The organism is Collinsella aerofaciens (assembly GCF_039062365.1).
In the GTDB taxonomy this organism is placed as follows: Bacteria; Actinomycetota; Coriobacteriia; order Coriobacteriales; family Coriobacteriaceae; genus Collinsella.
On sequence record NZ_JBCJBI010000024.1, the window covers coordinates 1 to 13,336 of the forward strand.

Here is a 13,336-nt window from a genome sequence, read left to right on the forward strand (position 1 = left end):
CGCCTTTAGACGCGAGCCCGGGGCCCGTGGGTTATACCCTAAGAGCAAACCACCCTTTTTAAGGGTGGTTCTGATTTTGCGCTGAGTGAGTGTCATGGCGAACGTTGCGCCGAAGTCCTATATACAGGACCGTTCATCCGTTTGGTTCGGTGATGATTGGCGGCGCGCGGCGCGTTTTGGGACCATGGCTGATACTATGGATGCTCGCAAGCGATATGAATGAGGATGCTCATGGCATATGACGATAGGGAGACCGGGCTGACGGTTGAGGACCGCGGCTCAAAGTTGGGTCTTCCCCAAAACCAAGATGCAGAGGCCAATGTACTGGCCGCTATGCTGCTATCGCCCGAGGTGGTCGAGGAGGCCCAGGTCGAGCTGCAGCCCGATGACTTCTACCGGCCCATTCATAAGACCATCTATACCGCGATGGTCGATATGTACAACAGCCGCATTCCCATCGACTCCATCTCGCTGATCGATTACCTGCGAAGCATCAACAAGCTCGATGCCGTGGGCGGCGAAGCGTACATTTTGGAGTTGATGGGTCAGACCCTGTCGCTCGTCAACTGGCAGCACCATGCCGCCATCGTTCGCCGCGATTCGATGCTGCGTGAGCTGATCGGCGCCACCAACGAGATCAACGCGCTGGCATATAACGCCCCCACCGACACCAAAGAGGTTGTCGAGCTGGCCGAGAGCAAGCTGCTCAAGGTCACGGCACGCGAGGTCAAGTCGAGCTACAAGACGCTGACCGAGTTTATGGTCGAGGCCTATAACGAGGCCGAGGAAGTGTGCCAGGCCGGTGGCCAGGCTGCGGGCGTGCCCACGGGCTTCCCGTCGCTCGACCGCATGCTCATGGGTTTTCGCGAAGGCCAGCTCATCATCATCGGTGCCCGTCCTGCCGTGGGTAAGACGTCGTTCGCTCTGAATCTGGCGCTCAACGCTGCCGCTGCTGGTTATACCGTCGGCTTCTTCTCGCTGGAGATGTCGGGCAAGGAAATTGCCCAGCGTCTGATTTGCGCCTACGCCATGATCTCGATCAGTGACTTCCGCATGGGCCGCATCAGCCCCGAGCAGTGGGCCAATATCAACGAGGCCACGCAGACCTTGTCCAAGCTCGATATTCTGATTGACGATACGCCCGGCACCACAGTGACCGAGATTCGCGCCAAGAGCCGCCGCATGCTCCATAACAAGGAGAAGGCAATCATCATCCTGGACTACCTGCAGCTGGTGAGTCCTCCGCCGGGCCGTCGTTCCGAGAGCCGTACCGTCGAGGTTTCGGAGATGTCGCGTGGTTTGAAGATCATGGCCAAGGAGCTCAAGATCCCGCTCATCGCGCTGTCGCAGCTCTCACGTCAGGTCGAATCCCGTACCGGCAAGCGCCCGCAGCTTTCCGACCTTCGTGAATCGGGCTCCATCGAGCAGGACGCCGACATCGTTATGTTCTTGGACCGCTCCGCCGATGAGGCCGAAGCCTCGCGTGACGATCGACCCGACGAGGGCGTTACGCGTATCGTCGTGGCCAAGAACCGTTCGGGCCCGATCGGTGACGTCGACCTGATGTTCCTGCCGGCATCCACCAAGTTCTATGAGCTTGATGGGGCGCATACCGAGGAGTAGGACAGGCGCCCGTTGCACGGGTATACTGGGAATGTTTTGTGCTTCTGCGTGCCAACGTGGCGCGTAGACAGTCCATGAATGTAAGGAGTAAACATGCCGTCAACCGTTTTGGTCGGTGCCCAGTGGGGCGATGAGGGCAAGGGTAAGATCTGCGACCTGGTCGCCGGCGACTTCGATGCCGTCGTGCGCTATTCGGGCGGTAATAACGCCGGCCACACCATCGTCGTCAACGGCAAGAAGTACGGCCTGCACCAGGTGCCCTCCGGCATCATGTATTCCGACCATATGTCGGTGATCGGTAACGGCTGCGTCGTCAACCCCAAGGTTGTCCTTGAGGAGATCGACATGTTCGAGGCCGACGGTATCACCACCAAGAACCTCAAGATCAGTGGCAACGCGCACATCATCATGCCGTACCACATCGATCTAGATGGTGCTTTTGAGCAGAAGCTCGGCAAGAAGAACATTGGTACCACCAAGCGCGGCATCGGTCCGTGCTACCAGGATAAGATGGCCCGCATCGGCCTGCGCATGCAGGACATGCTGGACGAGGCGCTGTTCCGCGACAAGCTGGAGACCGCTCTTGCCCGCGTGAATCCCGAGCTGGAGCTCATCTACCACCTGCCCACCTACACCGTGGACCAGATCTGCGACGAGTACCTGCCGATGGCCGAGCGCCTGCGCCCCTACATCACCGAGACGAGCCTGCTGCTCAACAACATGATCGACGAGGGCAAGGACCTGCTGTTCGAGGGCGCCCAGGCAACGCTGCTCGACATTGACCACGGCACCTATCCGTACGTGACGTCTTCCAACTGCACCGCCGGCGGCGCCATCACCGGCTCCGGCGTCGGTATGAAGAATGTCGACCGCGTGCTGGGCGTCATGAAGGCCTATATCACCCGCGTCGGTTCGGGCCCCATGCCCACCGAGCTTTCCTATGAGTCCGAGGCCGGCCATACGCTGACCGAGGAGGGCTATGAGTACGGCGTGACCACCGGCCGTCGCCGTCGCTGCGGTTGGTTCGATGGCCCCATCGCCAACTACGCCTCGCGTGTTAACGGCCTCACCGATATCGCCATGACCAAGCTCGACGTGCTTTCGGCCTTCGATACCGTCAAGGTGTGCGTTGCCTACGACGTCGACGGCGAGCGTTACACGAGCGTGCCCGAGCATCAGGTGCGCTTTGAGCACGCCAAGCCCATCTACGAGGAGCTCCCGGGCTGGAAGTGCGACATCACCGGCTGCCGCAGCTTTGACGAGCTGCCGCAGGAGGCTCAGGACTACGTGACGTTTATCGAGGATCTGGCACACACCCGCGTGACGTTCATTGGCGTCGGCGCCGGTCGCGAGCAGATCATCAACCGATTCTGGAAGTAATCGGCACTATTTGGTTATTGCGATATACCCCTTTGCAGCCCGGACGGGCGGCCGAGGGGTATATTTGCTTGCAAAGGGCTCGCGCGGAGCGGGCCGTTCATCCATAGAGGAGGCACCCTTGAAGGCGGACACTCAAACCATCGACATCCTGTTGTTGGGCAGCGGCGGCCGTGAGCATGCTTTGGCAGCTAAGCTCGCAGCATCACCGCGCGCCGGCAAGCTCTACATTGCGCCGGGTAACGGCGGCACCGCGAGCTGCGGCGAGAACGTGGTTCTCGACGATTGCGATCCTGCGGCCGTGGCGGCGTTTGCCCAGAGCCACGGATGCGGACTCGTGGTGATTGGCCCCGAGGCTCCGCTCGTGGCGGGCGTTGCCGATGCCGTGCGCGCGGCGGGCATTCCCTGCTTTGGCCCGGGCGCCGAGGGCGCTCAGATGGAGGGCTCCAAGCTGTTCTCCAAGCAGCTCATGGAGCGTGCCGGCATTCCGACGGCCGCCTACGGCTCGTTTACCGACGAGGCTTCGGCTCTCGCCTACGTGCGCGAGCAGGGCGCACCGCTGGTCGTGAAGGCTGACGGCCTGGCCGCAGGCAAGGGCGTCATCGTGGCGACCGAGCTTGCGCAGGCCGAGGAGGCCGTGCGTGAGTGTTTTGGCGGCACCTTTGGTGATGCCGGCAATACTGTGGTCATCGAGGAGATGCTGACCGGCCCCGAGTGCTCGCTGCTGGCCTTTACCGACGGCAAGACCGTGCGCCCCATGGCCACCTCGCAGGACCACAAGCGTGCGCTCGAGGGCGACCTTGGCCCCAACACCGGCGGCATGGGCGTTTACAGCCCGGTGCCCATCGTGACCGACGAGGAGCACGCCACCATGGTGGAGGTCATGGAGCAGACCGTGGCCGAGCTTGCTGCCGAGGGCATCGACTACCGCGGCTGCCTGTACGGCGGCTTTATGCTCACCCCCGCCGGCCCCAAGGTGCTGGAGTTCAACGCCCGCTTTGGCGACCCCGAGACGCAGGTCGTGCTGCCGCGCCTCAAGAACGACCTGGTCGAGGTTATGCTCGCCTGCGCCAACTGCGAGCTTGATCAGATTGAGCTCGACTGGCGTGACGAGTGGGCCGTGGCTGTTGTTCTGACGAGCGCGGGCTATCCCGGCAGCTACGAGAAGGGCAAAGTCATCACCGGCATCGCCGACGCCGAGGCCATGGAGAACGTGACCGTGTACCATGCCGGCACCGCCGTGGTGGACGGTCAGCTCGTGACCAACGGCGGCCGAGTGCTTGCCGTGACCGCGCTGGGCGACACGTTCGAGAACGCTCGCAACCTTGCCTACGAGGCCTGCGAGAAGATTGATTTTGAGGGCAAGACCCTGCGTCATGACATCGGCCTGCGCGCGCTGCGTGGCCGCGACGCCTGGGATGCCTAAAGTCCGAGAGGGATGAGACGGATGGACGAGAAGAACGAAGAGCTCGTGGACGCGCAGATCGTCGAAGAGGACAGCCGCATGTATGGGCACGCCGAGGGCGAGCCTGGCGGCGAGGTCGCTGACGAGCCGGCGCTGGTGCTGGGCGACGACGACCCGCACGATGCCGAGCTGCACGAGAAGATTCTTTCGGAGGAGTGTGCCTGGAAGGGCAAGATCCTCGACGTCCACCGTCTTGAGGTTGAACTGCCCAACGGTCGCCGTAGCGCCCGCGATATCGTTCGCCATCCGGGTGCGGCGGCCGTTGTGGCACTGACCGAGAGCGGCAAGATCGTACTGGTGCGTCAGTACCGCACCGCCATCGACCGCGTGACGGTCGAGGTTCCCGCCGGCAAGCTCGACCCAGGCGAGGACCCGCTCGATTGCGCCAAGCGCGAGCTGCATGAGGAGACGGGCTTTAGGGCTGGTCGCATTCGCTTTTTGACGTCGATTGTCACGTCCTGCGGTTTTTGCGACGAGATCATTCACATCTACTTGGCTACCAAGCTCGAGTTTGATGCGCCCAACCCCGATGATGACGAGTTCGTCAACGTGGACCTCGTGCCGCTGCACGAGCTGATCGACGCCGTGCTCGACGGCAAGATCGAAGATGCCAAGACCGTCGTGGGCGCCTTGGCCTGCGATAGCATCGCGCACCGACTAGGCGGGGCCGAACTTTAACGAGCGGGAATGATCCCGCAGGTTTGTGTAAGTCAGCGAAAGTGCTCCATTTGAGACAAGGTGGCCTAAAAGAGGAGGGAAGCGTATGGATATACGCGACCGACGATTGAAGGCCAGATTGTCCAAATGGAGCACTTGCAGCGTCGAGACGAAACGCGGTTTGGTAAAACCGCGTAAGGTGATTATGTTTAAGAGGTTTCTTTCGTATTACAAGCCCCAGATGGGGCTTTTTGTTGCCGATACTGTTTGCGCCCTGGTGCTTGCCGCCATTGACCTGGCGTTTCCTATCATTCTGCGCAATCTGACCGGCGGGCTCTTTACCCAGGGTCAGGCTGCTATTATGCAGGCGCTCGGTATGATTGCGGTTGGCCTGGTACTGATGTATGCCATCCGTTGCGCCTGCCGCTACTTTGTGAGCTATTGGGGCCACGTGATGGGCGCGCGCATGGAGTCCAAGATGCGCGAGGACCTGTTCGATCAGTACGAGCGCTTTAGCTTTGCGTACTTCGATCGCAACAGCTCGGGTGACATGATGAGCCGCGTGGTCAACGACCTGTTCGATATCTGCGAGGCGGCGCACCACGTGCCCGAGTGGATCATCATCTGCGGCATCGAGATCATCGGCTCATTTGTGATCCTCTTTACCATCGCCCCGGTGCTGGCGCTTGCCATGGCTGTGGTGACGGCAGCGTTTGCGGTCATCATGTTTTGGCAGAACTTGCGCATGCGCGAGGTCTTTAGCGACAATCGCAAAAAAATCAGCGGTATCAATGCGCAGCTGCAGGATTCGCTGGCAGGCATGCGCGTGGTCAAGAGTTTTGCGAACGAGGAGGCTGAGCGCTCCAAGTTCCGCGCCTCGAACGACCGCTATCTTTCGTCCAAGGAGAATATGTATCACGCCATGGGCATCTACACTGCGACGTATGGCCTGCTCTCGGGCGTGTTGTACGTGATCGTGGTGCTGCTGGGCGGTTGGCTCGTTGCCCAGGGTCAGCTGCAGGCGGTCGATATGGCGACCTTCGCGCTCTACATTTCACTGTTCTGCACCCCGCTCGAGACGCTCGTCAATTCGGCCGAGACGTATCAGAAGGCCATCGCCGGCTTTAAGCGCATGGACGAGGTGCTTTCGACCGCCCCGGATATCCAGGACAAGCCGGATGCCGCGGACCTGCAGGTGACGGCTGGCGCGGTTGAATATCGCGACGTGTGCTTTAGCTACGAGGACGTTGAACTCGGCGCAGGCGAAGAGGCTCGTCCCGTGATCGACCATATGAATCTGTCCATCAAGCCCGGACAGACCATTGCCCTGGTTGGCCCCTCGGGCGGTGGCAAGTCCACAACGTGTTCGCTGCTGCCGCGCTTTTATGACGTGGCTGCTGGATCCGTCAGCATCGACGGCCAAGACGTGCGCGACGTGACGCAGCAGAGCCTGCGCCGCACCATTGGCCTGGTGCAGCAGGATGTCTATCTGTTTGACGGTACGATTGGCGAGAACATCGCCTACGGCAAGCCAGGCGCCACGGCAGAAGAGGTCGCCGAGGCCGCCCGCCGCGCCAATATCGATGCCTTCATTGAGTCGCTGCCGCAGGGCTACGACACGGTCGTGGGCGAGCGCGGCAGCCGTCTTTCGGGCGGCCAAAAGCAGCGCGTAGCCATTGCGCGCGTGTTTCTCAAGAACCCCAAGATCCTGATCCTGGACGAGGCGACGAGCGCCTTGGATAACGAGAGCGAGGAGGCGGTGCAGGAGTCGCTCGAGCGCCTGGCGCGCGGTCGCACCACGATCATCATCGCCCACCGTCTCTCGACCATTAAACATGCCGACGAGATTGCGACCGTCGAGCATGGTCGCGTTGTGGAACGTGGTACGCACGAGCAGCTTCTCGCCCGCGGCGGCACCTATGCCCGTTACTATCGAATGCAGTTCGAAGGTGCGCGTGCGCACGAGCTCGACTGATTGATATGACAGGAAGTATATGGCTGAGAAGAACCCTTTGACTCCGGAAGAAGTGACGGAGTTATTCTCCGAGATCGACGCATCCGGCGTTTTGGATCCGACGCTTGCCAAAAAGCGCACCGAGCGCATGCGCGAAAAAGAGGCAGCGGCCAAGCGCGGCGACAAGGCGGCGCTGGCGCAGCTTCGCAGCGAAGATCGCGCGAGCCAGACAAAGCAGATCGACCCGCTGTCCGAGGACGACCCTTCGGGCTCGCAGGTGAGCCATACCATTACGAAGACCGCCATGGCCGTAGTTATCGGCATTCTGGTGTTGATCGTGGGCATGCAGATTGGCTACGGCGTGATGCGCCGCCTGAACACTGCCAACCTGTCCGAGAGCGTTTCGGTCGATACCGTTTCGACGGCGCTCAAGGGCGGCCTTGAGTGGGGTAACGGCTTTACGCAGTTTCCGCTCGACTTTAGCGTCGACGAGGCGGACGAACGCACGGGTACGGTAGAGGTGACGGTGTTGGACACGTCGTCTGCCAACGAGCTCGAGCTGCTGTCCAACGGGCAGATTCAGGCTGCGGCACTTGCGACCAACGCGTTGCTTAACGATAAGATCGACCGCGTGGTGTATAACGTGCACGCCTATATCGACGAGGACAGCAATATCCAGCATGATTCCTTCTTTGGCATGTTCCCCGCGCGGGGTCATCAGAGCGCCATTTTGACGTTTGTGTGGACCAAGAGCTCGTCAAATGCCACGAGTATCGACTGGAAGATGCGCATCGTGAGTATGGATGACACCATCGCCGAGCGCATTCAGAAGCAGGTGAACTCGGTGTCGTCGTTGATTGAGGACCCGGTGGTGAGCCAGACCAAGATTGACGAGGAAAAGGCCGAACGTGACCTGGAGCATCGTCTGCATGGCCGCGAGATTTTCCGCGGCGGCAAGCCCGATCGCACACCGTCCAAACTGCTGGAGCAGGATAAGAAAAAGTAAGACGTCATCATCCCGCGTGAGCCACAAGCCCCGCGGGATGATTTTTAATCCTCGTCCTAGAAAAATCATTATGCATAGAAAGTCATAATTATCATTTCGTAAACATTTCGATGAAATTAACGCCATGAGGCATGCTTACGGTTACAATACCGCGAGGCCTAACTACACACCTTTAAGCCGGTCCTGTGAGACCGGGAAGGAGAACTATGGCGAACAACCATACCGCGGGCGCTGCCGCCCGCACCTTCGCGCCCAGCGAGCTTTGCCAGCGTATGCTGGCCAAAACCAGCAAGGGCACCTGTGGTCCCTGCATCCTGTATCTTGAGGATGGGACCATTTTTTATGGCCGTGCATGCGGTGCCGAGGGTACCGCGACCGGCGAGGTCTGCTTCAATACCTCGCTTGAGGGCTACTTTGAGGTCATGACCGACCCGAGCTATGCCGGCCAAATCGTTACCATGACCTATCCGCAGATCGGTAACTACGGCATCGACGAGACCGACGTCCAGTCGGCCTTCCCCGGTGATACCGCCCGCTCCGCGAGCGCTCCCGCCATGCGCGGCATGATCGTCCGCGACATGTGCGCCACGCCTTCCAACTGGCGCTCGGCCGTCAGCGTGCCGGAGTACCTGCGTGCCCACGGCATCGTCGCTATCGAGGGCGTCGACACCCGCGCTCTTGTGCGCCACCTGCGCGACAACGGCTCCAAGATGGGCATTATCTCGACGGAAATCTTTGACGTCGTCGAGCTTGCCGAGCGTCTGGCCGCAGCGCCGACGCTGGTGGGCGAGAACCTGGTCAAGACCGTGAGCTGCCCCGCGCCTCATGCCTTTGCTGCGAGCGACCTGCCTGCTACGCATGACTTTGCGCTTGCCCCTGCCGCTCCTGCCCGCCACAAAGTGGTCGCCTACGACTGCGGCGTGAAGCGCGGCATCCTGGAGGGCCTGGTCCGTGCCGGCTGCGACCTTACTGTCGTGCCATGGGATACGCCCGCGAGTGAGGTGCTCGACATGAATCCCGACGGCGTCTTTTTATCCAACGGCCCCGGCGACCCCGATGCCGTGGTGGAGACCTACGAGCAGGTGCAGCAGCTGATCGGCAAGGTGCCGGTCTTTGGCATTTGCCTTGGTCACCAGATGATCAGCTTGGCGTGCGGTGCCCAAATGGAAAAGCTTAAATTCGGTCACCGTGGCGGTAACCAGCCGGTTATGAACCTGGTGAGCCGTCGCGTGGAGATCACCGCGCAAAACCACGGCTTTGGCCTGCTGTTCCCCAGTCTGGGCAAACTGATCCCGGAGCTTTCCGGCGGCGAGACCGAGCATGCGGCCGATGGCGACCTGCGCGCCTGGGTGCGTCGCGGCATCGCGCCGGTCGTGATGAACGAGCGCTTCGGCCGCATTCGCCTGACGCACGTGAACCTCAACGACGGCACCGCCGAGGGCATCCAGCTGCTCGACGCCCCATGCTTCTCGGTCCAGTACCACCCCGAGGCCTCGCCCGGCCCCACCGATGCCCACTATCTCTTTACCGCCTTTACGCGACTCATGGACGGCGAGGAGAACTACCTGGACATCGACACCGCGAAGGACCGCCTGCGGGGCTGGAATTTCGCCGAGACCGCCGCGACCGAGACCGAGGAGAACTAACATGCCGAAACGTACTGACATCAAGCGTATCCTCGTCATTGGTTCGGGCCCCATCGTTATTGGCCAGGCCTGTGAGTTCGACTACTCCGGCGCCCAGGCCTGCAAGGTGCTCAAGGAGGATGGCTTTGAGGTCATCCTGGTCAACTCCAACCCGGCGACTATCATGACCGACCCGGGTCTTGCCGACCGCACCTATGTTGAGCCCATCACCGCCGAGTTTATCGAGCGTGTGATCAAGAAGGAGCGCCCGGACGCGCTGCTGCCCACGCTGGGCGGCCAGACCGGTCTGAACGCTGCCGTCGAGCTGGCAAAGGACGGCACGCTCGACAAGTATGGCGTCGAGATGATCGGCTGCGACCTGGCCGCTATCGAGCGCGGCGAGGACCGCAAGCTCTTTAACGAGGCCATGACCGAGATTGGCCTGGAGGTCGCGCGCTCGGGCTATGCCTATAGCGTGGCCGACGCCGAGGCTATCGCCGAGCGCGTGGGCTATCCCTGCGTGCTGCGTCCGAGCTTTACCTTGGGCGGTGCCGGTGGCGGCATCGCGCATACCCACGAGGAGCTCGTCTCCATCGTGAGTCAGGGCTTGGAGCTCTCGCCCGCCCACGAGGTGCTGGTCGAGGAGTCCATCGAGGGCTGGAAAGAGTATGAGATGGAGGTCATGCGTGACCACGCCGGCAACGGCATCATCGTGTGCTCCATCGAGAATCTCGACCCCATGGGCGTGCACACCGGCGACTCCATCACCGTGGCGCCGGCGCAGACGCTCTCCGACCTTGAGTATCAGCGTATGCGCGTGGCCTCGCTCGCCATTCTGGAGAAGATCGGCGTCGAGACCGGTGGCTCCAACGTGCAGTTTGCCGTGAACCCCAACACCGGTCGCTTGATCGTCATCGAGATGAACCCGCGCGTGAGCCGTTCGTCCGCGCTGGCCTCCAAGGCCACGGGTTTCCCCATCGCCAAGGCCGCCGCCCGTCTGGCTGTGGGCTATACGCTCGACGAGATTGTCAACGACATCACCAAGGCCACGCCCGCCTGCTTTGAGCCCACGATTGACTACTGCGTCGTTAAGGTGCCGCGCTTTGCCTTCGAGAAGTTCAAGGGTACCGACCCCACGCTCACCACGCGCATGAAGGCCGTGGGTGAGATCATGGCGATTGGCCGCACCTTTGAGGAGGCCTTCGGCAAGGCCATGCGCTCGCTGGAGGACGGTCACCAGGGTATCTGCGCCGGTGGCAAGGAGGGTGCCGATAAGCTGAGCGACGATGAGCTCGCTCAGGCCGTGGCAACCCCGACCGAGCACCGCATCTTCTTTGTGGTCGAGGCCCTGCGCCGTGGCTGGGACATCGCTCGCATCCATGCCACCTGCGGCATCGACCCGTGGTACCTCAACCGCATCAACGACATGGTGCAGGTCCAGGAGAGCATCCGCGGCCTGCGTGTGGAGGATATCGACGCTGACGCGATGCGCCTGCTCAAGCAGTACGGCACGAGCGACGCCGAGATTGCCGCTCTGACCGGCTCGGACGAGCGCTTTGTGCGCGCCTATCGCAAGGGTCTGGGCGTGGTTCCCAGCATGAAGACGGTCGATACCTGCGCTGCGGAGTTCTCGAGCGCCACGGAGTACCACTACAAGACGTACGAGAACATCTACCGAACGAGCCCGGATGCCAAGAAGTGCGTGGCTCCCGACGAGACCACGCCGGCGGACAAGCCCAAGGCGATGATCCTGGGCGCCGGCCCCAACCGCATTGGCCAGGGTATCGAGTTCGATTACTGCTGCGTGCACGCGAGCTACGCGCTGGCGGCCCGCGGCTTCGAGACCATCATGGTCAACTGCAATCCCGAGACCGTCTCGACTGACTACGACACGTCCGACCGCCTTTACTTTGAGCCGCTCACCTACGAGGACGTCATGGATGTCATCGATGTTGAGCGTCCCGACGGCGTTGTGGTGACGCTCGGCGGCCAGACTCCGCTTAAGCTGGCGCGCATGCTCGAGGAGAGTGGCGTCAACATCATGGGCACCAAGCCCGATGCCATCGACTTTGCCGAGGACCGTGAGCGCTTCGCCGCTCTGCTCGACAAGCTGGGCATCATGTACCCGCCGGCGGGTCAGGCCACCTCGTTTGAGGAGGCCGAGGCCGTGGCCGCGCACATCGGCTACCCGCTGCTGGTGCGTCCGAGCTACGTGCTGGGCGGCCGCGGCATGATGATCGCCTACGATGCCGAGCATCTGCGCGATTACATGGCCGAGGCTGCGCGCATTAGCCCCGACTATCCGGTGTACCTGGACCGCTTCCTGGAGGGTGCGATCGAGTCCGACGTCGACGCCCTGTGCGACGGCGAAGAGGTCTACATCGGCGGTATCCTGGAGCATATCGAGGAGGCCGGCATCCACTCCGGTGACTCTGCGACGTGCATTCCGCCGTTCAGCTTTAGTGAGAGCCTGCAGGCGAAGCTCCGCGAGACTACGCGCCGCATCGCGATGGCGCTGGGCGTACGCGGCCTGGTCAACGTGCAGTACGCCATCAAGGGTGAGACCGTTTACGTGATCGAGGCCAACCCGCGCGCAAGCCGTACCGTGCCGTTTATCTCCAAGGCCACCGGTGTGCCGCTCGCCAAGTGCGCGGCGCGTATCATGGCGGGCGATTCCATCGCCAGCCTGGGCCTGCCGAGCGATGAGCGTCAGCTCGATTGGTTCTGCATGAAGGAAGCCGTTATGCCCTGGGGTCGTTTCCCGGGCGCCGACGTTATCCTGGGGCCCGAGATGAAGTCGACAGGTGAGGTCATGGGTATCGCCAAGAGCTATCCCGAGGCATATGCCAAGACGCAGCTGGCGATTGACTACAAGCTGCCCGATCCGAGCTGCGGCAAGGTGTTCATCAGCGTGTGCGACCGCGACAAGCGTCATATCCTTTCGGTCGCCCGTATCCTGCGCTACCTGGGCTTTGATATCTGCTCCACCGAGGGTACGGCGCGCGTGCTGCGCGGCGGCAACGTGACTTGTGAGGTCGTGGAGAAGATCAGCGGTCCGCACGACGGCGAGCGTCCCAACATCGGCGACCTCATCGCCGATGGCAAGATTGCGGTAATCATCAACACGCCGTACGGCCCGGGTTCTCGTGGCGACGGCTATCTGTTGCGCACCGAGGCCGTGCGCCGCGGCGTGACTTGCGTGACCGCGATGTCTGCCGCCAACACGTACGTGAGCGCCATCGAGGCCGTGCGCGAGGACCAGCAGGGTCACGGCAGCGCCAACGACATGGGCATGGACGTCATCGCTCTGCAGGACCTGCCGCAGCACACGGTGTAGTGTGACCTGTCCGGCCGGGGCGGAGGGGGCCGAGTTTCCCCCTTTCGCTCCGGCTGCAAGCAGAGTCGCTCAGGAGGAAACACGGCCCCTCCCGCCCCGGCCTACGGTGACTCAATTGCACCGTGTGCTGCCGAAGGGGCTTTGCGCGATGACTAGGGCTGAATAGAAAATGAGTGTGGGCTCTGTCGTTCGAATGAACGACAGAGCCCACATTTTTCAAGACTTTAGTCTGCTGGCCGCGCAGCGGCCAGCTTTAAACCACCCGCTACGCGGGTGGAGACAAACGGCTTTA

At 61.8% G+C, this 13,336-nt stretch carries 8 protein-coding genes; all 8 read left to right on the forward strand.

Going from position 1 to position 13,336, the window contains the following annotated elements; genetic code table 11:
* Positions 1 to 225 precede the first annotated feature (225 nt).
* The 8 genes from dnaB to carB all read left to right on the forward strand — a co-directional run bounded on the left by dnaB (position 226) and on the right by carB (position 13,044).
* Positions 226 to 1,623, forward strand: coding sequence for a replicative DNA helicase (gene dnaB, locus ABCN01_RS09295; RefSeq protein WP_117634693.1), 1,398 nt, complete (start codon positions 226 to 228; stop codon positions 1,621 to 1,623).
* A 93-nt stretch (positions 1,624 to 1,716) separates the two neighbouring features.
* On the forward strand, positions 1,717 to 3,003 hold the full coding sequence (locus tag ABCN01_RS09300; protein WP_342997030.1) for an adenylosuccinate synthase: 1,287 nt from the start codon (positions 1,717 to 1,719) through the stop codon (positions 3,001 to 3,003).
* Positions 3,004 to 3,121: 118 nt separating this feature from the next.
* A complete protein-coding gene (gene purD / locus ABCN01_RS09305; protein ID WP_342997031.1) occupies positions 3,122 to 4,426 on the forward strand; it encodes a phosphoribosylamine--glycine ligase in 1,305 nt (434 codons plus the stop codon).
* A 21-nt stretch (positions 4,427 to 4,447) separates the two neighbouring features.
* Positions 4,448 to 5,143: an NUDIX domain-containing protein gene (locus tag ABCN01_RS09310; RefSeq protein ID WP_215673710.1), complete on the forward strand. Its 696-nt coding sequence runs from the start codon at positions 4,448 to 4,450 to the stop codon at positions 5,141 to 5,143.
* 184 nt (positions 5,144 to 5,327) lie between these two features.
* A complete protein-coding gene (locus ABCN01_RS09315) occupies positions 5,328 to 7,097 on the forward strand; it encodes an ABC transporter ATP-binding protein (RefSeq protein ID WP_342997032.1) in 1,770 nt (589 codons plus the stop codon).
* Between the two features lie 19 nt (positions 7,098 to 7,116).
* Positions 7,117 to 8,082 carry a hypothetical protein gene (locus tag ABCN01_RS09320; RefSeq protein ID WP_342997033.1) on the forward strand — a complete coding sequence of 322 codons (966 nt, stop codon included), beginning with the start codon at positions 7,117 to 7,119 and terminating at the stop codon, positions 8,080 to 8,082.
* Positions 8,083 to 8,288: 206 nt separating this feature from the next.
* Positions 8,289 to 9,728 (forward strand): glutamine-hydrolyzing carbamoyl-phosphate synthase small subunit, encoded by a 1,440-nt coding sequence (gene carA, locus ABCN01_RS09325; RefSeq protein WP_342997034.1) that lies wholly within the window; start codon positions 8,289 to 8,291, stop codon positions 9,726 to 9,728.
* Position 9,729: 1 nt separating this feature from the next.
* Positions 9,730 to 13,044: a carbamoyl-phosphate synthase large subunit gene (carB, locus tag ABCN01_RS09330; protein WP_342997035.1), complete on the forward strand. Its 3,315-nt coding sequence runs from the start codon at positions 9,730 to 9,732 to the stop codon at positions 13,042 to 13,044.
* Positions 13,045 to 13,336 lie beyond the last annotated feature (292 nt).